At 69.0% G+C, this 22516-nt stretch carries 20 protein-coding genes and 1 riboswitch; of the genes, 13 read left to right on the top strand and 7 right to left on the bottom strand.

Annotated features, from left to right (window positions below; translation table 11 throughout):
* Positions 1 to 174: 174 nt before the first annotated feature.
* The 10 genes from ORI60_RS14265 to ORI60_RS14220 all read left to right on the top strand — a co-directional run bounded on the left by ORI60_RS14265 (position 175) and on the right by ORI60_RS14220 (position 11517).
* Positions 175 to 1440 carry a glutamate-5-semialdehyde dehydrogenase gene (locus ORI60_RS14265; protein WP_266037673.1) on the top strand — a complete coding sequence of 422 codons (1266 nt, stop codon included), beginning with the start codon at positions 175 to 177 and terminating at the stop codon, positions 1438 to 1440.
* Positions 1441 to 1456: 16 nt separating this feature from the next.
* A complete protein-coding gene (locus ORI60_RS14260; protein ID WP_266037672.1) occupies positions 1457 to 2626 on the top strand; it encodes a cytochrome P450 in 1170 nt (389 codons plus the stop codon).
* 181 nt (positions 2627 to 2807) lie between these two features.
* Positions 2808 to 3389: a nicotinate-nucleotide adenylyltransferase gene (nadD, locus tag ORI60_RS14255; protein ID WP_266037671.1), complete on the top strand. Its 582-nt coding sequence runs from the start codon at positions 2808 to 2810 to the stop codon at positions 3387 to 3389.
* A gap of 85 nt (positions 3390 to 3474) precedes the next feature.
* Positions 3475 to 3678, top strand: a complete 204-nt coding sequence (locus ORI60_RS14250; protein WP_030468099.1) for a cold-shock protein — start codon at positions 3475 to 3477, stop codon at positions 3676 to 3678.
* 142 nt (positions 3679 to 3820) lie between these two features.
* Positions 3821 to 4204, top strand: coding sequence for a ribosome silencing factor (gene rsfS / locus ORI60_RS14245; RefSeq protein WP_090071141.1), 384 nt, complete (start codon positions 3821 to 3823; stop codon positions 4202 to 4204).
* Between the two features lie 8 nt (positions 4205 to 4212).
* Positions 4213 to 4818, top strand: coding sequence for a histidine phosphatase family protein (locus tag ORI60_RS14240; protein WP_266037668.1), 606 nt, complete (start codon positions 4213 to 4215; stop codon positions 4816 to 4818).
* Positions 4815 to 5528, top strand: coding sequence for a diglucosylglycerate octanoyltransferase (gene octT, locus ORI60_RS14235; protein ID WP_266037666.1), 714 nt, complete (start codon positions 4815 to 4817; stop codon positions 5526 to 5528). The genes ORI60_RS14240 and octT overlap by 4 nt, the downstream gene beginning before the upstream one ends.
* A 20-nt stretch (positions 5529 to 5548) precedes the next feature.
* Entirely contained in the window at positions 5549 to 6442 is an 894-nt protein-coding gene (locus tag ORI60_RS14230) for a DegV family protein (protein WP_266037664.1), read from the top strand.
* Between the two features lie 87 nt (positions 6443 to 6529).
* The gene (locus ORI60_RS14225; RefSeq protein WP_266037663.1) at positions 6530 to 7228 is read left to right on the top strand and encodes a ComEA family DNA-binding protein; all 699 of its coding nucleotides are present in this window, start codon (positions 6530 to 6532) and stop codon (positions 7226 to 7228) included.
* A gap of 1478 nt (positions 7229 to 8706) precedes the next feature.
* Positions 8707 to 11517 (top strand): DNA internalization-related competence protein ComEC/Rec2, encoded by a 2811-nt coding sequence (locus tag ORI60_RS14220; RefSeq protein ID WP_266037662.1) that lies wholly within the window; start codon positions 8707 to 8709, stop codon positions 11515 to 11517.
* On the opposite strand, the gene thrC is transcribed toward ORI60_RS14220, so the two are convergent.
* The gene (gene thrC / locus ORI60_RS14215; protein WP_266037661.1) at positions 11514 to 12770 is read right to left on the bottom strand and encodes a threonine synthase; all 1257 of its coding nucleotides are present in this window, start codon (positions 12768 to 12770) and stop codon (positions 11514 to 11516) included. The two genes, ORI60_RS14220 and thrC, sit on opposite strands and share 4 nt — an antisense overlap.
* A gap of 11 nt (positions 12771 to 12781) precedes the next feature.
* Positions 12782 to 12925: riboswitch (SAM riboswitch) on the bottom strand.
* A 78-nt stretch (positions 12926 to 13003) separates the two neighbouring features.
* On the opposite strand from thrC, the gene holA reads away from it, so the two are divergent.
* On the top strand, positions 13004 to 13981 hold the full coding sequence (gene holA, locus ORI60_RS14210) for a DNA polymerase III subunit delta (RefSeq protein WP_416234402.1): 978 nt from the start codon (positions 13004 to 13006) through the stop codon (positions 13979 to 13981).
* Between the two features lie 12 nt (positions 13982 to 13993).
* Here holA and ORI60_RS14205 read toward each other — a convergent pair whose 3' ends face one another.
* The 6 genes from ORI60_RS14205 to ORI60_RS14180 form a co-directional block, all read right to left on the bottom strand.
* Positions 13994 to 14803, bottom strand: a complete 810-nt coding sequence (locus tag ORI60_RS14205) for a hypothetical protein (RefSeq protein WP_266037659.1) — start codon at positions 14801 to 14803, stop codon at positions 13994 to 13996.
* A 99-nt stretch (positions 14804 to 14902) separates the two neighbouring features.
* The gene (rpsT, locus tag ORI60_RS14200) at positions 14903 to 15169 is read right to left on the bottom strand and encodes a 30S ribosomal protein S20 (protein WP_030479455.1); all 267 of its coding nucleotides are present in this window, start codon (positions 15167 to 15169) and stop codon (positions 14903 to 14905) included.
* Between the two features lie 125 nt (positions 15170 to 15294).
* Positions 15295 to 17559, bottom strand: a complete 2265-nt coding sequence (locus ORI60_RS14195; protein ID WP_266037656.1) for a glycoside hydrolase family 3 N-terminal domain-containing protein — start codon at positions 17557 to 17559, stop codon at positions 15295 to 15297.
* A 115-nt stretch (positions 17560 to 17674) separates the two neighbouring features.
* Entirely contained in the window at positions 17675 to 19066 is a 1392-nt protein-coding gene (locus tag ORI60_RS14190; RefSeq protein ID WP_266037654.1) for an AAA family ATPase, read from the bottom strand.
* Between the two features lie 17 nt (positions 19067 to 19083).
* Positions 19084 to 19311, bottom strand: a complete 228-nt coding sequence (locus ORI60_RS14185) for a hypothetical protein (RefSeq protein WP_266037653.1) — start codon at positions 19309 to 19311, stop codon at positions 19084 to 19086.
* Complete coding sequence (locus ORI60_RS14180) at positions 19311 to 20243, bottom strand: SPFH domain-containing protein (protein ID WP_266037652.1); 933 nt, start codon at positions 20241 to 20243, stop codon at positions 19311 to 19313. Before ORI60_RS14180 ends, ORI60_RS14185 begins: the two co-directional genes overlap by 1 nt.
* 72 nt (positions 20244 to 20315) lie before the next feature.
* Here ORI60_RS14180 and ORI60_RS14175 point away from each other — a divergent pair, with 72 nt between their 5' ends.
* Together ORI60_RS14175 and ORI60_RS14170 are read left to right on the top strand one after the other, a co-directional pair.
* Entirely contained in the window at positions 20316 to 20750 is a 435-nt protein-coding gene (locus ORI60_RS14175; protein ID WP_266037651.1) for an NUDIX hydrolase, read from the top strand.
* Between the two features lie 43 nt (positions 20751 to 20793).
* A complete protein-coding gene (locus tag ORI60_RS14170; protein ID WP_266037650.1) occupies positions 20794 to 22134 on the top strand; it encodes a polysaccharide lyase 6 family protein in 1341 nt (446 codons plus the stop codon).
* Positions 22135 to 22516: the final 382 nt, after the last annotated feature.

The following is a 22516-nucleotide window of genomic DNA, read 5'->3' as shown; positions in this document are numbered from 1 at the left end:
CGCCGGGAAGTCGGTCGTCCGGCCGAATCGCTCGTGCCGAATCGGGCTTCGCCGAACCCGGCACGAGCGGTTGACCGGACGACCGACGCGAACTCGCTGTGTCGTCATCCATGGCGGCAAGCCTGCCAGGCGGGTCTGACAATTGTGATTGTCGCTGGTCGTAAGCTGTGTGGCGTGACTGATGACCTGCGCGATCAGGTGCACGCGGCAGCTCGCCGCGCCCGTGTCGCCGCCGACGAACTAGTCCTCGCCACCCGCGAGCGCAAGGACACCGCGCTGCTCGAGATGGCCGCCGCTCTCCGCAAGCGCGCGCCAGAGATCATCGAGGCCAACCAGAAGGACCTCGAAGCCGGCCGGGCAGCAGGTCTCCCGGACAACATCCTGGACCGCCTCACGCTCGACGAGGCCCGCATCGACAGCGTCGCCACCGGCCTGGAGACCGTCGCGGGGCTTCCCGACCCGGTCGGCCAGGTGATCACCGGCGGCATCCTCCCGAACGGGCTGGAGCTCAAGCAGGTCCGCGTCCCGATGGGCGTCGTCGGCATGGTCTACGAGGGCCGCCCGAACGTCACGGTCGACGCCGCCGGTCTCGCGCTGAAGTCGGGCAACGCCGCGCTGCTGCGCGGTTCCTCGACCGCCGAGCACTCCAACACCACGCTCGTCGCCGTCCTGCGCGACGCACTCGAAAGCGTGAACCTGCCGGCCGACTGCGCGCAGCTCCTGCCGTGCCACGACCGCGCGTCCGTCACCCACCTCATCACCGCCCGCGGCCTCGTGGACCTGGTGATCCCCCGCGGTGGCGCGGGCCTGATCAACGCAGTGGTCGAGCAGGCGACGGTTCCCACGATCGAGACCGGCGTCGGCAACTGCCACGTGTACGTGGACGCGAACGCCGATCTCGACATGGCCGAGGCGATCGTCCTCAACGCCAAGACGCGGCGCACGAGCGTGTGCAACGCGGCGGAGTCCCTGCTGGTGCACAAGGACGTCGCGGCGGAGTTCGTCCCGCGCATCACCAAGGCCCTGCAGCAGGAGAACGTGACCATCCACGGCGACGAGCAGTTCGCTCGGCAGTCCGACGTGGTCGCCGCCAACGACGACGACTGGGGCACCGAGTACCTGAGCCTCGACATCGCCGCGAAGGTCGTCGACTCGCTGGACGACGCTGTGAAGCACATCGCGACGTACGGCTCAGGGCACAGCGAGGCCATCGTCACGAACGACGTCGCGGCAGCACGCAGGTTCACGGCCCGTGTGGACGCGGCGGCGGTGTTCGTCAACGCTTCCACGGCCTTCACCGACGGCGCGGAGTTCGGCATGGGCGCGGAGATCGGCATCTCCACGCAGAAGCTGCACGCCCGCGGCCCGATGGGCCTGACCGAGCTGACTTCCTCTAAATGGGTCGTGTGGGGCGAAGGACACACGCGCCCGAAGGCGTAGCTCTACGTTCGGAGACATGGCTCCCACGTATCCGTTCTCCGAAGCTGACGGCCTGACCCTCGACCCGACCTATGAACGTCTACGGCGTGATGAGCCCGTCACGCGCGTGACGTACCCGTACGGCGGCGAGGGTTGGCTCGTCACGTCCTACGAAGAGACGAAGTTCGTCCTGGGCGACCCGCGGTTCAGCCGAGCGCGGACGGTCGGCCAGGACGTGCCGCGAATGCAGCCCATCATCGCGCCGGGCGGGTCGATCCTCACCCACGACGGCGCGGACCACTCGCGCATGCGCCGGCTGGTGTCCAAGGCGTTCACGGTGCGCCGGATCGAGGAGCTGCGGCCGCGCGCCCAGCAGATCACCGACGAGCTGCTCGACCGCCTGGACAACCCTGGTGACCTGGTCGAGGGCTTCAGCATGCCCTTCCCGATCACGATCATCTGCGAGCTGCTCGGCGTGCCGTTCGAGGACCGCGAGGACTTCCGCCGGTGGTCGAACCAGGCGCTGTCCACGATCGGTGGCTACACGCCTGAAGAGGCGATGGACGGCGTGACGAAGCTGTACGCCTACTTCACCGAACTCGTCGCAAAACGCCGTGCGCACCCCACGGACGATCTGATCAGTGCGCTCGTCGCCGCACGGGACAACGAGGACCGGCTGACCGAGGAGGAGCTCGTCCGGTTCGGCATCACGTTGCTGGTCGCGGGCCACGAGACCACGGCGAACATGCTCTCCAACAGCGTCGTGACGCTGTTGGAGCACCCGGAGGCCCTGAAGAGCCTGCGTGAAGCCCCCGACAAGCTCCCGAACGCCATCGAGGAACTGCTGCGGTACATCCCGCTGGGCAGCGGCGCCGGCTTCCCCCGCATCGCGACCGAGGACGTCCAGGTCGGCAACGCGCTGGTGAAGGAAGGCGACGCCGTGCTGGTGGTCCTGTCGTCGGCGAACCGCGACGAGGCGGTGTACGCCGACGGCGCCGAGCTGGACCTGGAGCGCGAGGTCGGCCAGCACCTGCAGTTCGGCCACGGCATCCACTTCTGCCTCGGTTCGCAGCTCGCGCGGATGGAGCTGCAGGTCGCGCTGGGCACGCTGCTGCGCCGCATGCCCGGTCTGCGACTCGCCGAGCCGGTCGAGTTCCGCAAGGGATCGCTGGTCAGGGGGCCGCTGAAGCTCGTCGTGGCCTGGTGAGAAAAATCTTGGGCAAGTCGCGTAATGGGGAAGCGGTCCGCGCGTTCCTCCAGTGCGCGCGGCTCTGCTTCGGGGTGGGCCGCGACCCGAACGGCTCGTCCTCCCCCTGAGCCGTGCGGTGTGATCAGCACGACCGGCGCTGGGCCACGGGAGCGGCCCGGCGCCGGTCTACGCTGTCTCGATGCGCATCGGCGTCATGGGTGGCACGTTCGATCCCATCCACCACGGCCACCTCGTGGCCGCCAGCGAGGTGCAGGCCAGGTTCGACCTGGACCGCGTGATCTTCGTGCCGACCGGTCAGCCCTGGCAGAAGGCGTCGCGGGAGGTCTCCGCCGCCGAGGACCGCTACCTGATGACGGTCATCGCCACGGCCTCCAACCCCCGGTTCTCGGTCAGCAGGGTCGACATCGACCGCGAGGGCCCCACGTACACCGTGGACACGCTCACGGACCTCAAGAAGCAGTACCCGGACGCCGACCTGTTCTTCATCACGGGCGCGGACGCGCTGGAGCAGATCCTGTCCTGGAAGCGCGCGGCGGACGCGTTCGAGCTCGCCCACTTCATCGGCGTCACCCGTCCGGGCTACACGCTGAACGACCGCCACCTGCCGCCCGGCTCGGTGTCGCTCGTCGAGGTCCCGGCCATGGCGATCTCGTCGACCGGATGCCGCGCGCGTACTGCATCCGGGCAGCCCGTTTGGTACCTGGTCCCCGACGGTGTCGTCCAATACATCGCGAAAACAGGCCTGTACTCCGAGTCGTAACCACGTTCGAGTGGATTTTGCGTGCATCCGAGCGCTCGGGGAGCAACAATCAGCGGGTTGTTGCTGGTTCGTGGAAGGCAAGACTTTGGCTACAGGCACCGTGAAGTGGTTCAACGCCGAAAAGGGCTTCGGCTTCATCGCGCCCGACGACGGCTCGGCTGACGTCTTCGTGCACTACTCGGAGATCCAGTCCAAGGGTTTCCGTTCGCTCGAGGAGAACCAGAAGGTCGAGTTCGAGGTCGGACAGGGCCAGAAGGGGCCGCAGGCCCAGCAGGTCCGCCCGCTCTAAGGCTTCGGCACCGGTGAAGGCCACCTCAGGGCGCTGAGGTGGCCTTCGTCATGCGTGGGCGTGAAGTACCTGTTGGCGCGCGCCGGTACCCTCAGTAACTCGTGTGGGCGTATCGACGCCTGCCGGAAGTCAGAGGAGTGACGTGGCAGCCACCGACGAGGCACGACGGCTGGCGCTGGTCGCGGCGAACGCAGCGGCCGACAAGAAGGCGCACGACGTGACGGTGCTCGACGTCTCCGACCAGCTCGTGATCACCGACGTGTTCGTGATCGCGTCCGCTAACAACGAGCGGCAGGTCGGCGCGATCGTCGACAACATCGAGGAGAAGCTGCGGGAGGCCGGCACGAAGCCGGTGCGCCGCGAAGGGGCCCGTGAGGGCCGTTGGGTGCTGCTGGACTTCGTGGACGTCGTGGTGCACGTCCAGCACACGGAGGAGCGCAGCTTCTACGGCCTGGAGCGGCTGTGGAAGGACTGCCCGCGCATCGAGTTCGAAGCGGACGTCCCCGCCGAGTCCACGGCTGAATGAGGTAGCTGATGGCCCTGAGCCGGCTCGTGCTGTGGCGGCACGGTGAGACCGACTACAACGCGACAGGTCGTCTGCAGGGTCATCTGGACTCGGCGCTCACCGAGACCGGCTTGAACCAGGCCAGGTTCGCCGTGCCGGTGCTCGCCGGGTTCGAACCGGAGATGGTGGTCGCCTCCGACCTGCAGCGGGCGCGCAACACCGCCGGGGTCTTCACGTCGTCGACGGACGTCCCGCTGCGGATCGACGAGCGGCTGCGCGAGACCCACCTGGGCAAGTGGCAGGGCCTGAACGTGGCCGAGGTGGAACGGGAGTGGCCGGGCGCCGTCACGGTGTGGCGCACCGACCCGACCTTCGTCCCGCCGGACGGCGAGTCGCGCGTCGAGGTGGCCGAGCGGGCCATCAAGGTGGTGCACGAGGTGGACGCGGAGTTCTCCGGCACCGTGCTGCTGTGCGCGCACGGTGGCCTGATCAGCGCCCTGACCGGCCGGCTGCTCGGCCTGCCGGTGGAGAACTGGTCGCAGCTCGGCGGCATCTCGAACTGCCACTGGACCGTGTTCACCCGGCGCAACGACCTCTGGCGGCTGACGTCGTACAACGCGGGCACCACGCGTTGAGACTGCTCGTCCTCGGGGACTCGCTGTCGTTCTTCGGGCCTTCCGGTCCGCTGCCCGCTGACCATCCACGCCTGTGGCACAACATCTGTGCCGAGGCGCTGGGTGGAACGGCGGAGCTGGCGGCCGGGTTCGGCTGGACGGCGCGGGACGCCTGGTGGGCGTTGACCGGGGATCCGCGGATCTGGTCGTTGCTGCCGCGTACGGACGTGCTGGTGTTCGCGGTGGGCAGCATGGACACGCTGCCCTCGCCGTTGCCGACGTACCTGCGCGAAGGGCTGCGCTACGTGCGGCCGGACTGGCTGCGGCGGTGGGTTCGTGCGCGCTATCAGTTCGTGCAGCCCCGGCTGGCGCCTTACACGCGCGCGTCGCTGCCTCCCGCGCTGACCGCGCGCTACCTGCGGGACATGCTGCAGTCCGTCCGCAACCTCCAGTACACGATGCCGGCGGTCGGGATCGTGCCGTCGGTGCATCGCGCGGCTACGTACGCCTACGCCCATCAGGGCCACGCGGCTGCGGTTGCGGCCGTGCGTGGCTGGGCCGCGGATGCGGGTGTGCCGTTGCTGGACCTGCCCGCCGTGATCGGGGAGCACGTGCGGTCCGGTGCCGGGAACCCGGACGGGATGCACTGGGGCTGGGAGGGCCACGAACTCGTGGGCAAGGCGATGGCCTCCCTGATCTCGTCCGTGGCGTTGAGTCCCTCGGAGGAGTGAGCCCCGTAGGCTCGTCGCTCGTGCGCATCTCCATCGTCACCGACTCCACGGCATACCTGCCCGAGGGGTTCGCGAAGCGCCATGCGATCACCGTGGTGCCGCTGCACGTCGCGGTGGACGGTGCCGGACGCCTCGACGGCGTCGACTTCGGCCCCTCCGAGCTGGCCGGTGCCCTCGCCGAGCACCGCAGGGTGACCACATCGCGTCCCACGCCCGGTGAGATGGCCGACGTGTACCGCGAGGTCTTGTCATCGTCAGACGCGGTCGTGTCCGTGCATCTCTCTCGTGAGCTGTCCGGGACGTGGGAAGCCGCACGACTGGCGGCGGAGGAAGTCGGTCCTTCCCAGATCCGCGTTGTCGACTCGCGGTCGACGGGCATGGGGCTCGGGTTCTCGGTGTTGCGCGCGAGCGCTGCCGTGGCCGCCGGGTGCTCGCACGACGAGGTCGAGGACGCCGCCTCCTCGGCCGCCCGCCAGACGCGGATGTTCTTCTGCCTCGAGACGCTGGACTACCTGCGCCGGGGTGGCCGAATCGGTACGGCGGCGGCGCTGGTGGGCACCGCGCTGGCCGTGAAACCGTTGCTGCACATGGACGACGGCCGGATCGTGCCGCTGGAGAAGGTGCGCACGATGAGCCGCGCGGTGGGCCGTCTGGTCGACCTGGCGGCGGCTGCGGCGGGCGACGGTCCCGTCGGCCTGGCCGTGCACCACCTGGCCGCTCCCGAACGCGCCGCCGAACTGGCGACCCGCCTGGACGAACGGCTGCCCGGCTCGACGGGATGCGTGATCTCGGAGGTGGGCGCGGTGATCGGCGCGCACACGGGTCCAGGCGTGCTGGGCGTCGTGGTGCTGCCGGGAGGACCCGACAGCCTCCCACAGACCCCCGACAATTCCCCGTCCCCGCCCCGCGAGTGATCGCGACCTGTCCACAACCCGCGAGTAATCCACAGCCTCGGAGCTCACCCCACCTCCCCACCCCTCCCGCTCCGTAACGTCCCTCGCATGTTCCCCCGCTCCCACCAGGACTCCCTCCCGACCGAACGCCTGGCCGCACTGGCCGACAAGGTGAGAGCCGACCCGACCCTGGTCTACGCACGATCAGAGGACTCGGACGAGCACGGCCCGCCCCGCCGCCGCTTCCGCCTGCCGCGCCTCCCGCGTCGCGGTCTGCTCGCTCTCGGCGTGGCCGTGGCGTGCACGGTGATAGGCCTGGGCAGCTGGTGGCAGAGCCCCGCCGCCGAACCGGCCCCGGACCTGGCCCTGGTGAGCACCACGGCCCCGGCCCCCGAACTGGTCGTGGACGTGGTCGGCGAGGTGGCCACCCCAGGCCTGGTCACAGCACCGTCAGGCGCTCGGGTGGCCGACGCCATCCGCCTCGCCGGAGGCATGAAGCCGGGCACAAATCTCCACAACCTGAACCTGGCCCGCAAACTCACCGACGGCGAACAGATAGCGGTGGGCATCCCACCCCCGCCCCCGGCAGGAGCGCCGCGGGCCGGCGGGGTCCAGCAGAAGCTGAACCTGAACTCCGCCACCGCGACCGAACTGGACGGCCTGCCCGGCGTGGGCCCGGTGACGGCTCAACGCATCGTCGAGCACCGCACCCGCAAGGGCCCGTTCGCATCGGTGGACCAGCTCCGCGACGTGGAGGGCATCGGCGAATCGAAGCTCACCAAGCTGGCCGACCTGGTCCACACATGACCCTCGCGACGAAGGCCGTGGCCCTCTACCACCGCACCAGGGCCCAGTACCGCCACCTGACCAGCCCGCACCACTTCCCACCCGACCCCAACCACCTCGCCCGCCCACTGGCCCTCGCGTTCCCGCTACACCGCTCCCGAACCCCACCCCGCCGCCGGCGCCGCCCACTGACCACCGCTCTCCGCCACCGCCTGGCCGCGTCCTTCCCGCCACCCCCACCACCGCACCCAACCCCGCCCGTCCCGCCACCCACCGCACAACGGCAGTGCCGCATATGCGCCGCAACCGTGCACCACCCCTGAACCCGCGCCGCACCAACCAAACCGGCCGTGCCGCCTCGCCGCCCAGCCCCGCCGCAACAGCCCAGACCTGTTGCCACAACAAGAACCGCCACACGGCACCGACCTCGATCTGCCACACCACGCACCCACCCGGCGAATCCCGCTTCATCACCGAGGCCAAGGGCTACCGCCCGCCCTCGCCGTCGGTCCACCAGATCGAGCCTCACGCGCCCGAAGTGTTCTGAGCCGCGACCCCAGCCCTGGACTCACCTGGACCGCCTCCCGGCCGCGATCCCAAGCCCATATATCGGCCCGGCTCGGCCCCACAAGCGCTCCGCAGCCGGCGCCACTCACCGATCGGAGTCAGCCATGCCGTTAGTCCGCATCAGCCGTCACTCGCGTATCGCCACGGCCCGGCACCGCTTCACAGCCAGCCACTCGCAAGTGCAGCCGCGATCCGTGCCGTGATCCCAGCCCGGCCCGCGACGCGACCCAAGGCCCGGCACAGCTTTCCGATCGGAGTCAGCCATGCATCAGCTCGCATCAGCCGTCACTCGCGTACCGCCGCGGTCTGGCACCACTCCACAGCCAGCCACCTCCAAAGCAGCCGTGATCCTGGCCCCGCTTCCGCCCCGCGAAGTGACCCTCAACCCGGCACCACTCACCGATCGGAGTCAGCCTTGCCTTCAATTCACGTCACCCGTCACTCACGTATCGACGCGGCCTGACACCAGTCCACAGCCAGGCACCCCCGAGCAGCCGCGATCCGGGCCGAGATCACCGGCCCGGCCCTTCCCGGCGCCGCGAAGCGCCCCACAACCCGGCACCACGCACGGATCGGAGTCGGCCATGCCTTCAGTCCACGTCACCCGTCACTCACGTATCGACGCGGCCTGACACCAGTCCACAGCCAGGCACCCCCAAGCAGCTGCGATCCGGGCCGAGATCACCGGCCCGGCCCTTCCCGGCGCCGCGAAGCGCCCCACAACCCGACATCACCCACCGATCGGAGTCGGCCATGCCATCAGCTCGCATCACCCGCCACCCGCGCATCGACACCGCCTGGCACCAGTCCACAGCCAGGCACCCCCAAGTCCAGCCGCACTCCCTCCCGCGCCACAGCCCAAAACCTCCGCGCCCACGCCAAGGCAGCCCCACCCCTGACCCAAGACCTCCCACCACCCAGGGGAGGCCCAGGTGGCCCGCAAACACCCGGTAGCCCACGACTACCGCCTGGTCCCGGCAGCCGCAGCAGTCTGGACCACAGCCGTCGCCGGCCTCTTCGCAAGCTGGCAGGCGGCGGTCCTCACCGGCCTGGCGGCAGGAGCAGTCGGCCTGATCGCGTGGCGAAGAGCCTGGTGGACCAGGACCTGCGCGATAGCCCTCCTGATCTCCGGTCCGATTGCCGCGGCCTGGGTGGGCGGCCACGTGCTGCGAGCCGAGTCCCACCCGCTCCGCCTGGCGGCAGGCGAAGGCCGCAGCACCACCCTCACCGTCGAACTCACCACCAGACCGAAGGGAATCCGGGCCGCGGGCTTCGGCGGAACCCAGGCAGGCGTCGAGAACGTCGTGATCAGAGCGACGGCGAACGGTGCCCAGCTGGTGCTGCTGGCCCCGGCGGAGAAGTGGCGAGATCTGTTGCCAGGCCAGAAGGTCACGGCCAAAGGCACTCTCGCGCCCTCCAGGGGCGGTGACCTGGCATCGGCGTTGTTGCGGGTGCGCGGTCCGCCGCACAACCCCCAGCCGGCGCCGGTCTGGCAGACCTGGGCCGACGGACTCCGCGACGGCCTGAGAGAGGCGAGCACGGTCCTCGGCGACGAGGAAGCCGGGCTTCTGCCGGCCCTCGTGGTGGGCGACACCGAGCAGATGGTGCCGCGCATCGTGGAGGAGTTCCGGACGGCCGGCCTCGCCCACCTGCTCGCGGTCAGCGGCGCGAACCTGGCCATCGTCTGCGGGGCGGTCTACCTGCTCACCAGACGCCTCGGCCCGCGTCCGGCGGCCTTCGCCGCACTGGTGGCGCTGGCCGGGTTCGTCGTCCTGGCAGGGCCGGAGCCGAGCGTGCTCAGGGCCGCGGTCATGGGTGCCGTCGCGTTGCTGGCGCTGGTGCTGGGCCGGCAACGGTCCGCGGTGCCGAGCCTTGCTACGGCCGTGCTCGTCCTGGTGCTCCACGATCCGGCGCTGGGCGGTGATCCGGGGTTCGCGTTGTCCGTGGTGGCGACGGCGGCGTTGGTGCTCGTCGCGCCGAAGTGGGCGCTGGCGCTCAAACGGCGTGGCGTGCCGAACGGGCTGGCTGAGGCGATTGTTGTGCCGATGGCCGCGAGCCTGGCCACGGCTCCGCTGGTGGCCGGGCTCTCCGGGCAGGTGAGCCTGGTGTCGCTGGTGGCCAACCTCGTCGCCGGGCCGGTGGTCGCGCCCGCGACGGTGCTGGGTGTGCTGGCGGCGGTCGTCGCGCCGCTCTCGCCTCAAGCGGCCGAGGTCATCACCCACGTCGCCGGGCCTGCTGTGAGCTGGCTGATCACGGTCGGGCGGCAGGCGTCGGCCGTGCCCGGTGCGGCGGTCGGCTGGCCGGACGGGTGGGCCGGTGCGCTCGCGCTGACGGCGGTGACCGCGGTGGTCGTGTTGTTGCTGCGGTTCAAGAAGACGCGGACGTTGGTCGTCGCGGTCCTCGTCGGCGGGTTCGTGGTGCTGGTGCCGCTGAGAGTCGTGGCTCCGGTCTGGCCGCCCGACGGGTGGAAGGTCGTTAGCTGCGACGTGGGCCAGGGCGATGCGCTGGTCCTGGCGACCGACGACGTGGACACGGCGGTGCTGGTCGACACCGGGCCCGACCCCGGTGCGGTCGACCGGTGCCTGAAGACGTTGGGAATCAAGCGGATTCCGCTGGTGGTGCTGACGCACCTGCACGCGGACCACGTCGGCGGACTCGACGCCGTGCTCACCGGGCGTGCGGTGGGGGCGGTCGCGGTCGGTCCGCTCAAGGAGCCCACGTGGGCGTGGAGGGAGGTCGGCGAACGGGCACGTGCTCACGGCGTGCGGGTTGTGGAGCCGAAGGCGGGCGAGCGGTTCGCCCTGCCAGGACTGGAGTTGGAGGTGCTGGGGCCGAGGCGGCCGCCGATCGCCGAGGCCGGGAACACGACGGTGAACGACTACTCGCTCGTGCTCAGGGCGCACACGCGGGCGGGCCGGGTGTTGCTCACCGGTGATGTCGAACTGGCCGGCCAGGCGGCGTTGCTGGTGGAGCGGGACCTGAGCGCCGAGGTGCTCAAGGTGCCGCACCACGGTTCGCGGTACTCGCTGCCCGCGTTCCTCAAGGCCGTGCGGCCTCGGGTGGCGCTGGTGAGCGTCGGCGCGGGCAACAGGTACGGGCACCCGAGTCCGCACGTCATCGACGTCCTGCGGACGGGAGGTGCGTTGGTGTTGCGCACGGACGTGGACGGCGACCTGGCGGTGTTGCCGGGGAACCGAATCGTACGAAGGAGAAGAGATGGTCTGGGTCAGGTTGTTCAACGCGCGTTACCCGATCCCCGGTGGCACGCCGGGTCTCGCGTGGGCGCTGTGGCAGACGAACTACACGGCGACGCCGTGGCCGCACGACGAGCTGAAACCCGATTTCGGATACTACATCTGCGAAACACTCGGCGACGGCACACGCGCCGTCACGCACAAGGCGGTGATCACCCACGCGCTGCCGCCGACGAAGGCGGCGACACCGGAGGAGGCGTACGACCTCGTGTCGGAGCGCGTGTTCGACGACGCTCTGCGGGTCGCGCCGGACGTGTGGCACGACTACCACTACAACGCGCTCAAGGCGGAAGCCCCGTGGCCGCAACGGATTGTGGCGTGGCGCGCGACCGTGGAACCGGCTGGGCCGCACGTGGTGGAAGGCCTGCAACGGTTTCCGCGCACGGGCTGGCTCAAGACGGACGCGATCTCGTTGTGAGCCGGGCCGTCCGGACGTGCGACGGCTCGGAGACGCGAGCGCGTCTCCGAGCCGGGGGAGGTGGTGGTTAACCCAGTGCCTTGATGACGGCCTCGGCTGACGGCGGGACCGTCGCGCGCGGGCCGATCGTGTCGCCGAGCGCGTCGAGGGTCTTGAGGCCGTCGCCGGTGATCAGCAGCACGGTCTCGGCGTCGGGGTCGAGCTGGCCCGACTCGAAGAGCTTCTTCGCCGTCGCGACGGTCACGCCGCCGGCGGTCTCGGCGAAGATGCCCTCGGTCCGGGCGAGCAGCTTGATGCCCTCGACGACCTCTTCGTCGGTGACGTCGTCGATGGCGCCGTTGGTGCGGCGCACCGCGTCGAGCACGTACGGGCCGTCGGCCGGGGCGCCGATCGCCAGCGAGCGGGCGATGGTGTCCGGGCGGACCGGGCGGATGACGTCGTGGCCCGCCTTGAACGCGGCGGAGATCGGGGAGCAGCCGGTGGCCTGCGCGCCGAACACCTTGTACGGCGTGGCTTCGACGAGGTCGAGCTGGCCGAGCTCGCGGAACGCCTTGTCGACCTTGGTGAGCTGCGAGCCGGACGCGATCGGCACGACGATCTGGTCGGGCAGGCGCCAGCCGAGCTGCTCGGCGACCTCGTAGCCGAGCGTCTTCGAGCCCTCCGCGTAGTACGGGCGGACGTTGACGTTCACGAACGCCCAGTCCTCGTTCTCCGCGGCGAGCTCCTGGGCGAGGCGGTTGACGTCGTCGTAGTTGCCGTCGACGGCGATCAGGGCGCCTTCGTAGACGGCGCTCATGAGGATCTTGGCGCGCTCGAGGTTGGAGGGGACGAGAACGACTGACTTCCAGCCCGCACGGGCGGCGGCCGCGGCGACGGCGTTCGCCAGGTTGCCGGTGGACGGGCAGGCCAGCACCTTGAAGCCGAGTTCGCGGGCGGCGGCGAGCGCGACGCCGACGACACGGTCCTTGAACGAGTGCGTGGGGTTGCCGGTGTCGTCCTTCACCCAGATCTTGCGGACGCCCAGGGCCTTGGCGAGGTTGTGGGCCTCGACCAGGCGGGTGCCGCCGGGATCGGTGTTCGGGTGCTGTTCCACAGAGGACGGAACGGGGAGGAGGCCGCGGTAGCGCCAGATCGACCTGGGGCCGGCCTCGATGTCCTCGCGCCGGATCTTCCCGAAGTCGTAGGCCACTTCCAGCGGCCCGAAACACTCGAGACAGGCGTACTCAGGAGCGAGAGGGGTTTCGTTGCCACATTCCCGGCACAGCAGTGCCCGGGCAGGGCCGAGGTCGAACTTCGTGCTCGTGGGCACAGTGACAGCAGTCATCGCGAGGTATCTCCTCATCTTTCCCGCGAAATCGAACGGGTCGGAATTGGCACCGTGATCGTCTGCATCGTGCTGAGCACAGAGCTCTGCACATGGCGCTGACGCCGGTTGCCGGGGCTTCTTCGGGCCGTTCCCTCTGCCCCTCTGGATGAGCGGTGTTCAGTTGTGGTCACCAAGCTACGGCAACAGTCCGTCGCGCATCCACCGACGTCCACGATCCGGGACGTGGGAAGATGCGGAGCGTGAGCGCACCGGAGTCACTGCACCTCATCGTCGGTGAGGAGGAGTTGCTGGTCGAACGCGCTGTTCGGGCGGCTCTCGAGGCCGCACGAGAGGTCGATCCGACCGCCGACCTGACCCGCGTCCAGGTGACTGATCTCACGCCTCCCGAGCTGGCCGAACTGGTGAGCCCGTCGCTGTTCGCGGAGGGTCGCGTGATCGTCCTGCAGAACGGGCAGGACATCAGCAAGGAGGTCGCCGACATGGTGCTCTCCTACGTCAAGGCACCCGCGGACGGCGTCACGCTCGTCGTCGTGCACACGGGCGGTGGTCGCAGCAAGGCGGCCAAGGACCTGCCCGGCCAGCTGAAGAAGGCCGGCGCCGCGGTCACCGAGTGCGCCAAGGTCACCAAGCAGGGTGATCGCGAGGCGTTCGTGCGCAACGAGGTGCGGCGTGCGGGCGGCAAGATCGACTCCGAGGCCGTCGCCACGCTCATCGACGCCGTGGGCACGAACCTGCGCGAGCTCGCCGCGGCCTCGTCGCAGCTCGTCTCCGACACCGACGGCAAGGTGACGGTCGAGGAGATCCGCCGCTACCACCAGGGCAAGGCCGAGGTGACGGGGTTCGCCGTCGCGGAGAAGGCCGTGGTCGGTGACCGGGCGGGCGCCATGGAGGCGTTGCGCTGGGCCATGCAGCTCGGCGTGCCGCACGTGCTGGTCGCGGACGCGCTGGCGGACGCGGTGCGCACGGTCGCGCGCGTGTCCGCGGTGGGCCGCGCCGACCCGTTCAGCCTGGCCGGGCCGCTCGGCATGCCGCCGTGGAAGATCAAGAAGGCGCAGGCCCAGTCCCGCGGCTGGGACCAGTCGGGTCTCGCCGACGCCATGCAGGTGGTCGCGGGGCTCAACGCCGACGTGAAGGGCGTGGCGGCCGACGCCGACTACGCGCTGGAGCGCGCCGTGCTCCGGATCGTGGCCGCGCACAGCCGCCGCTGACCCTCCGCCGGATCACTCCCGGCGCGGGATCCCGATCAGGTACTGGGCTCCCGTGAAGCCGGGTTCGACGCCGATCGTCCACTCGAACGACTCGGTGCCGTCCAGGCCGTCGACGATCCGCCGCAGTTCCGCGCGTCCGTACATCCGCAGGAACGACACGACGCTGTCGAAGAACATCATGAACGGCAGCACCGGCACGACGTAGGTCAGCGCCAGTCGCAGCAGGTACCGCGGCAGGGGGTTGCGCTGGAACGGTGCAGCGAGCAGCACGGCCAGTGTGAGGAAGAACGGGAAGACGAGCACGTAGAGCCACGACCGCTTGGTGTCCACGACGACCATCGGCTGCCGGGTGTCGACGGCGTTCTGCAGCATCCGGGTGGCCAGCGCGGGCGGGAAGTGGTGGAAGGCGCCGTAGATCGTCCGCGTTCCTTCCAGCCGGCAGTCGGTGGCGTCGACGGGCGTGGGCACGTGGTCCACCGAGCAGCACGGGTCGGGCAGCCGGCGCCGGTTCCGGGCGGCGGCGCGCTCGAACGCGGGCACGTTCGGCACGAGGTCCGTCAGCGTCACCTGGGTGTGGACGCCCTGCGCGTGCAGCCGCCGCTGGATCAGCGGCACCGGCCCGCCCGAACCCGCGCAGAGATCGACGATCCGGTGGTTCGCTCCCGACCGCAACGCCAGCGCCAGCGGCCGCGCGTACTCGCGTGCGGCGTCCGTCAGCCGGTAGATCGTCATGATCGACTCGGTGTGCAGGGTCCGCAGCACGGGCGGGGTGCCGTCGAGGTCGTGCAGCTCGAAGAAGTCGATCCGCGGAAACGATTCCATGGAGCTACGCCTACCGTGCCCGGGGCCACATGCGAAAGGGCTCCACCTCCGGTGGGGAGGTGGAGCCCTTTGCAGAAGCTCGAAGCGCTACGAGCGAGATCAGCCCTCGAGGGAGTTCGCGCGCAGGGCCATCGCCGACTTCTTGTTGGCGGCCTGGTTGGCGTGGATGACGCCCTTGGTGGCGGCCTTGTCGAGCTTGCGGGACGCGTCCTGCAGCAGCTCCAGGGCCTTCGCCTTGTCACCGGCCTCGGCAGCCTCGCGGAACTTGCGGATGGCCGTCTTCAGGGACGACTTGACCGACTTGTTGCGAAGGCGGGCCTTCTCGTTGGTCTTGATCCGCTTGAGCTGGGACTTGATGTTCGCCATGCGACATCACCCTTCTTGTCGAAACCGGAGTTCGTGACGCGCTTTGTCGGCACCGGCCACAAGGGCCAGGTCTCCTCCACGGCGGAGAGCCGCGCGTTCACGACGACGAAGGATATCAGGCCAGCTCAGCGCACCGTGAAGGTGGCCTTCTCGGCACCCACCACCGCCTCGTAGCCGCCACGGGCGACCTCGCGCCGTCCGTCTCCGTCCACGTCACCGACGGTCAGGGCCAGCTGCGAGAGCTTGAACGACACCTCGACCTGCTTCGACTGACCGGCAGCGAGTTCCACGCGGGTGAAGCCCACCAGACGGGCGTCCGGGGTCAGCACCGGTGAGGCCGGCTGGCGCACGTAGACCGGCACCACCGCGGTGCCCGCACGCGTACCGGTGTTCGCCACCGTGAACTTCACCACGCCGTTCGAACGGTCCACCGACACCGAGGTCCCGGAGGTCGTGAACGACGTGTACGACAGCCCGTGCCCAAACGCGTAGAGCGGGTCGTACTTCGCACCCGCCGAGGTGTTCGCACCCGGCAGCTGGTCGTAGGTCAGCGTCGGGTCACCCAGCGCCTTGGGCCACGAGATCGGCAGCTTGCCGCTCGGGTTCACCGCGCCGAACAGCACGTCGGCGATCGCCCTGCCGCCCTCGCTGCCCGGCAGCCAGCCCGCGACCAGCGCGTTCGCGTCCGCCGCCGCGCCGAGCACCTGCGGGCGCGCGGTCAGCAGCACCACGACCACCGGCTTGCCGGTCGCCTGCACCGCGTCCACCCACGCCTGCTGCTCGGCCGTCAGCACCGGGTTCTCCGTGTCGGCCGGACCCTCCGCACCGGGCTTCTCACCCAGGACGACGACCACCGCGTCCGCGCCGTCCGCCTCGGCTACCGCCGCGGCCTGAGTCGGGGCGTGCACGACGGACGCACCGGGAACGGCCTCACGAACACCGGTCAGCACCGTCGCGGTCGGCGGCAGCGGCGAGTCGTCCGGCACGCCCTGCCACTCGACGGTCCAGCCACCGAGCTGACGACGCACGTCGTCCGCGGTCTCACCGGTCACGACGATCTTCCTGGCGGACGTCGGCAGCGGAAGCACGCCGTCGTTCTTCAGCAGCACGGTGCCCTCGGCGGCGGCCTTGCGCGCCAGGTCCCGATCCACGTTCACGACGTTGCCGTCGGCCTTGGCCGGGTCCACGTACGGCTTCTCGAACAGCCCGAGGTCGAACTTGAGCTTCAGCACCCGCCGCACGGCCTGGTCGATCCGCCCACGAGACACCGAACCGTCCCGCACGTTCGCCAGCAGCAACGACGTGAACTCGGCCGCGTTCGACGGCTCCATCGCCATGTCCACACCGGCGTTGACGCTCATCGCGATCGCCGTCTTGTAGTCGGGCGCGACCTTGTGCCGGTCCACCAGGTACCTCATGTCCTGCCAGTCCGAGACCGCGACACCCTTGAAGCCCATGCGGTCGCGCAGCTGCGTCTGCAGCATGTACTTCGAGGCGTGCACCGGCACGCCGTTGAGCGAGCCGGAGTTGATCATCACGGTCTTCACGCCCGCGTCGAACTGGGCCTGGAACGGCGGCAGGACGAGGTCCTGCAGCTGCCGGATCGGGATCTGCGCCGCCGCGCGGTCGTGCCCGTTCGCCGGCGCCGAGTACCCGGCGAAGTGCTTCGCCGTCGCGGTCAGCTGCGCGGTGTCGTCCACCTCGGACTGCTGCCCGCGCACGTTCGCCGCCGCCAGCTGCCCGGACAGGAACGGGTCCTCGCTGTAGGTCTCGTAATACCGGCCCCAGCGCGTGTCCCGCGCGATGTCCGAGACCGGTGCGAAGTTCCAGAAGACACCCGTGGCGCGCAACGCCTTCGACGCCGACACACCGATCTTCTCCTGCAACGCGGGGTCCCACGTCGCGCCGAGCCCGATCTGGTGCGGGAACATCGTCGCGGAGATGACGTTGTTGTGCCCGTGCACGCCGTCCGCGCCGTAGATGATCGGGATCTTCAACCTGTTCTTCTCCAACGCATAGCGCTGGATCGCGTTGTTCATCTCGGCCCACGCCCTGGGCGTGTTGTCGAGCGGCGCGTCGCCACCGCCGGACAGGATCGAGCCGACGTGCGCGTCCGCGAGCACCGCCTTCAGGCAGGACTCGACCAGCGGCCCGTTGACGTTGTTGCAGTCACCGCGCAGCTTCCCGACGCGGATCTGGGCCATCTGCCCGATCTTCTCCTCGAGCGTCATCCTGCGCAGCAGGTCCTCGACCCGCCGTTCGGTCGACGCCCGGCTGTCCAAGTAGATCTCTCGACCTGCCGCGAGACCGCCCACCGGGGTCAGCGACGCGATCACCACAGCCACACCCAGCACGCCGAGACCGGCGCGTTTGCGGGAGAACAAAGACAAGACTCCTCCACGTTCCCGGTGCGCCCGCCGCACACCATCGCGTGGAGGAGTCAGTCGGAACACCCCCGAACGGATGAACTGAATGACAGCGTTTTCATGCTGGTGAAACGCCTGTTCAGCCGCCCAGGATCGTGCGCGTCAGCAACTGTTTTTCGTCCGTCATCTCAGCCAGCGCGGCCGAGATCGTCGGTTCGTCGAGCCGGACGCGCTCGACACCGGGTTGCTCGTCCAACGCGAGCAGCGTCGCCCGCCGCACGAGCTCCTTCACGAACGACGCCGTGACGCCCTCGCTCGCCGCCACGATCGCCGAGGCGTCCGGAAGATCGAGATCCGTGCGGGACGCGTAGAGCCGCAGCAGCCGTTCGCGTGCCTCCGCGTCGGGTAACGGCACGTGCGTGGCGAGGTCGATCCGGCCGGGCCGCTGGGCGAGGGCCTGCTCCATCACGTCCACGCGGTTCGTGGTGAGCACGAACGTCACGTCCGCCTCGGAGCCCACGCCGTCCATCTCGTTCAGCAGCTCGAACAGCGCCGGGTTGCCGAACTCGGTGTGCCGCCGGTCCTCCGCGATCAGGTCGACGTCCTCGACGACCACCACCGACGGCGCGAGCTTCCGCGCCATCGACGTCGCCACCTTCAGGAGCTTGAACATCGCGACGCCGCTCAGCACGATCACCGTCGAGGACTCCAGCCGTCCCATCAGGTACCGGATCGTGTGCGTCTTGCCGGTGCCGGGCGGGCCGTGGAGCAGCAGTCCGCGTTTCAGGTGCTGCCCGTGTGCTCTCAGTCGTGCGCTTTGTTCTGCCGTGCGCACGACATGGCGTTCGATGGCGTCGAGCACACCCTCTGGCAGAACGACGTCCTCTGGCCGTAACGAAGGTCTCGGCAGGAACGTGAGCAGCTGGTTCCGCCGGTGCTCGCTCAGACCGAACGCCATCACCTTGCCCTGGAACAGGTTGTGGCGGGCGATGTGTCCTTCGACAGCCTCACGCGTGGCCGTCGCTATCTCTCTCGATCCCGCCAGCACCTGCAGCGAGCACTGGGAGTCGCAGTCCTCGCCCGGACCCTGCAGTGCGATCACCACCGGTTCGCCGTCCGGTGACCGGGAGAGGACCAGTCCGAGCTGCACCGCCTCGACCGCGGTGTCGGGGCCGGTGGCCACCGTCGCGTAGTCGACGGGCCCGAGCCCGAAGCTGCCGTCGTGGACCGCCCCGCTCAACATGTCCACGAGGTACTGGAACGCGCGCCTGCCCGCTATGCCGAACCACTCCGCCCCCGGTGAGTGCTCGGCCAGGTACGTCTCGATCCCGCGGTGGACGTTGACGTGTTCCCAGGCCATGAACTTGGCCGTGACCGTGGGAACCTGTGCCATCGGAATGCCCATGTGCCCGGAGACCATCCGGACCAGCGTCGACTCCGCGCCGTCGGAGACCAGTTTCCTGGCCTCCTCCAGCAACCCCTGCAGAGCCGACGCGAGCGATCGTGCGTCAGATGTGTGGAGATCCGTCATCGATTCCACCGTACGCACTAACCCTCTGGCCCGGCCTCGGTGTTTTCCTCAGGATTCTTCGGTGGCCTGCCCCGACGCGGCATCTTCTTTGCCTCATTGGGCAGTCGGCCGGCCTCCGCCAGCGCACGCCGCAGCAGGAACTCGATCTGCGCGTTGGTGCTGCGCAGCTCGTCGTTCGCCCACCTGCTCAACGCGTCGTGCACCGCCGGATCAAGCCTGAGCAGAACGCTTTTACGTTCAGCCATCAGGTGTAGAGCGACCCGGTGTTCACCACGGGCTGAGTGGAACGGTCACCGCACAGCACGACGAGCAGGTTCGAGACCATCGCCGCCTTGCGCTCCTCGTCGAGCTCGACGACGTCGTGGTCGGCGAGCCGCTCCAGGGCGAGCTCGACCATGCCAACGGCGCCCTCGACGATCCGCGTCCGTGCCGCCACGACCGCGCCGGCCTGCTGCCGCTGCAACATGGCGTGGGCGATCTCCGGCGCGTACGCGAGGTGGGTGAGCCGCGACTCGATCACCTTCACGCCCGCGGACTGCACGCGCGCCGAGATCTCGATCGCGAGCGTCTCGGTGATCTCGTCCGCGTTCTCCCGCAGCGACAGACCCGTCTCCTCGTGGTTGTCGTACGGGTAGCTGTTGGCGATGTGCCGTACCGCGGTCTCGGTCTGGATGCCGACGAACCGAACGAAGTCGTCGACCTCGAACCGTGCGCGCGCCGTGTCCTCGACCTGCCACACGACGACGGCCGCGATCTCGATCGGGTTGCCGTCCGCGTCGTTGACCTTGAGCGTCGCCGTCTCGTGGTTGCGGATCCTGGTCGAGATCTTCTCCCGCGTGGTGAACGGGTTCGCCCACCGCAGACCGTCCGTGCGCACCGTGCCCACGTACCGGCCGAGGAACTGCAACACCCGCGCCTCGCCCGGCGCGACGGTGAAGAGACCCTTCAAGATCAGCGACCCCGCCAGGAACAGCAGGACCATGATCACGATGATCGCGGCGGACGGGTCCCTGCCGTCCGCCGCAGTGCCGATCACGCCGTCGACCAGCAGCCACACGCCCACCGCGTACACCGCCAATCCCGCGAAGAACACCGGCAGACCCGACAAGTCCTGTGCGCGCTTCTCACGCACCACCGGTGCAGGCATCTGCACCGTCGTCTCCACTGTCGCGCTCATCCGGACCCCCTATCGAAGTAGTATCTAAGTGATATCACTTTTCCGACGTGACCGCCAGTTAGGCTGGATCGCATGAGGGCGAAGAAGCAGCGCGTGGCGGCGTACGGGGTGTGCATCAACGAGCGCGACGAGATCCTCCTGGCGCGCTGGCTTGGCCCAAAGGGCAAACGTTGGATCCTGCCGGGAGGCGGCATCGACCACGGTGAGCACCCGTACGACGGGGTGGTCCGGGAGATCGAGGAGGAGACCGGGTACCTCGCCGAGGTGGTCCGCCTGCTCGGCATCGACTCCGAGCTCCGGGAGGAGCCCGACCGCGACTACCACGCGCTTCGCATCATGTACGAGGTGCGGATCGTCGGCGGCGAGCTGCGCAGCGAGGTGGGTGGCACGACCGACCTCGCCCAGTGGTTCCCCCTCGCAGACATCGGACAACTGGAGCGGGTGCCGTCGCTGGACACCGCCCTCGGTTTGTACCGAACTACCCCACCTGCCGGAATCTTGCGCTAACTTGGGTCTGCCGCCGCCAGCGACCCAACATCGGAGTTGGCGAATGATCCGATCACTGGCCGCAGTGGGCGCGGCCGCCCTGCTGTCGTCCTTCGTCCACGTGCCCGCCTTCGCTGCCGTCGTCGGCGTGTCGACCGTGTCCTCCCTGCAGGCCGCGCTCGACACCGCCCGCCCCGGCCAGCGCATCGTCCTGGCGGAGGGCGTGCACGCCGCCGAGAAACCCGTCAAGATCACGAAGTCGGGCATCACCGTCGCCGCGGCGAACGTCGGCCGCACGGTGTTCACCCGAGGCGGCTTCGAACTCGGGGCCGTTCGAGACGTGACGATCGAGGGTTTCGTCTTCAACGGAACCAGCACGATGACGGTCCCGGTCGAGGCACAGGCCACGCGCATCACCCGCAACACCTACAACGGGGACAAGAGCGGCGCCTCGCTCACCGTGAGCGCCAACGACGTCGAGGTGGACCACAACACGTTCTCGAACCGGACCAACGAGGGCGTCTACCTGCAGATCACCGGGCCGGGCAGCGAGATCGCCCAGCGGACCAAGGTGCACCACAACTACTTCTACAACCACTCGTTCTCCGGTTCGAACGGCGGTGAGTCCATCCGGCTCGGCTACAGCCACAAGCAGTCGAAGTCGGCGTACGCGGTCATCGAGCACAACCTGTTCGAGAAGGCGAACGGTGATCCCGAGGCCATCTCCGTGAAGGCGTCGGACAACACGGTCCGCTTCAACACGATCCGCGACAGCAAGGGCTACATCGTCCTGCGCCACGGCAACCGCACCACTGTCGAGGGCAACCTGCTGTTCGGCAGCGGCATCCGGTTCCACGGGAACGACCACAAGGTGTTCAACAACTACGTGCAGAACACCGGGGACCGGGCGATCGTGTTCGGCAAGGGCTCGGAGACGGACAGCGGTCCGACCTCCACGTCGCACGACCGCCCCGACCGCGTGACGGTCGCGTTCAACACCCTCGTCGGGTCGGGCGCCGTGGTCGACAGCGACACGGGCACTTACGCGCCCAAGGACTGCGTCCTCGCGAACAACGTCATCCAGGGTTCGTCGTCGAAGCTGGTCGACATGATGTCCGGCTCGACCGTCAGGTACGAGGGCAACATCGTGTGGGGTGGAACCGCCGGCATGCCGAACGGCTACCGCACCGTCGACCCGAAGCTGGTGCGCGATGCGAACGGTCTGCTGCGTCTCGCCTCCGGGAGCCCGGCGGTCGAGACTTCGGCGGGCACCTACTCCTATGTGACGCGTGACTTCGACCTGCAGTCGCGCGTGGGCAAGCCCGATGTCGGGGCGGACGAGTACAACTCGTCGGCGGTGCGGAAGCCGCTGACGAAGGCCGACGTCGGGGTCTCCGCGCCCTGACGAACGCATTTGTCCTGGTGATCGCACGTTTCGCGGTCACCAGGACCCCCCGATTTGGAGATCGAAACAGGCCCGTGTAATGTTCTCCATGTCAGAGCGAAGCGGGCCGGAAAGACAGACCGGAACGAGCCTGGCAAAAACCGGAGAGATAAAGCCTCCTAGAGGCCGATTTGACACCGGCGAGCAAGACCAAATAAGCTTCAGCAACACAAGCCCCGGAAGTAAGTCAGCGAAAAGCTGATTTGACTGCGGTGTGCGCGTGTTCTTTGAGAACTCAACAGCGTGCCGAAACACAGCCAGTAATATATGAATTACCTCCTCGTCGAGGTAGTTCCTTTGAGGCAAGACTAGATTGATGCCAGACATATTCCGTCTGGAGCGA

Source organism: Lentzea sp. NEAU-D7, from assembly GCF_026242055.1.
Taxonomy (GTDB): domain Bacteria; phylum Actinomycetota; class Actinomycetes; order Mycobacteriales; family Pseudonocardiaceae; genus Lentzea.
This window is presented reverse-complemented; position numbering and strand designations above follow the sequence as displayed.

Bases quoted from the DNA above. Each gene is read 5' to 3' on its own strand.
- nadD (WP_266037671.1), top strand. From the start codon at position 2,808: ATGCGCATCGGCGTCATGGGTGGCACGTTCGATCCCATCCACCACGGC.
- ORI60_RS14180 (WP_266037652.1), bottom strand. From the start codon at position 20,243: ATGAGCGCGACAGTGGAGACGACGGTGCAGATGCCTGCACCGGTGGTG.
- ORI60_RS14190 (WP_266037654.1), bottom strand. From the start codon at position 19,066: ATGACGGATCTCCACACATCTGACGCACGATCGCTCGCGTCGGCTCTG.
- ORI60_RS14240 (WP_266037668.1), top strand. From the start codon at position 4,213: ATGGCCCTGAGCCGGCTCGTGCTGTGGCGGCACGGTGAGACCGACTAC.
- thrC (WP_266037661.1), bottom strand. From the start codon at position 12,770: ATGACTGCTGTCACTGTGCCCACGAGCACGAAGTTCGACCTCGGCCCT.
- ORI60_RS14205 (WP_266037659.1), bottom strand. From the start codon at position 14,803: ATGGAATCGTTTCCGCGGATCGACTTCTTCGAGCTGCACGACCTCGAC.
- rpsT (WP_030479455.1), bottom strand. From the start codon at position 15,169: ATGGCGAACATCAAGTCCCAGCTCAAGCGGATCAAGACCAACGAGAAG.
- ORI60_RS14260 (WP_266037672.1), top strand. From the start codon at position 1,457: ATGGCTCCCACGTATCCGTTCTCCGAAGCTGACGGCCTGACCCTCGAC.
- ORI60_RS14225 (WP_266037663.1), top strand. From the start codon at position 6,530: ATGTTCCCCCGCTCCCACCAGGACTCCCTCCCGACCGAACGCCTGGCC.
- holA (WP_416234402.1), top strand. From the start codon at position 13,004: ATGCGGAGCGTGAGCGCACCGGAGTCACTGCACCTCATCGTCGGTGAG.
- ORI60_RS14175 (WP_266037651.1), top strand. From the start codon at position 20,316: ATGAGGGCGAAGAAGCAGCGCGTGGCGGCGTACGGGGTGTGCATCAAC.
- ORI60_RS14185 (WP_266037653.1), bottom strand. From the start codon at position 19,311: ATGGCTGAACGTAAAAGCGTTCTGCTCAGGCTTGATCCGGCGGTGCAC.
- ORI60_RS14170 (WP_266037650.1), top strand. From the start codon at position 20,794: ATGATCCGATCACTGGCCGCAGTGGGCGCGGCCGCCCTGCTGTCGTCC.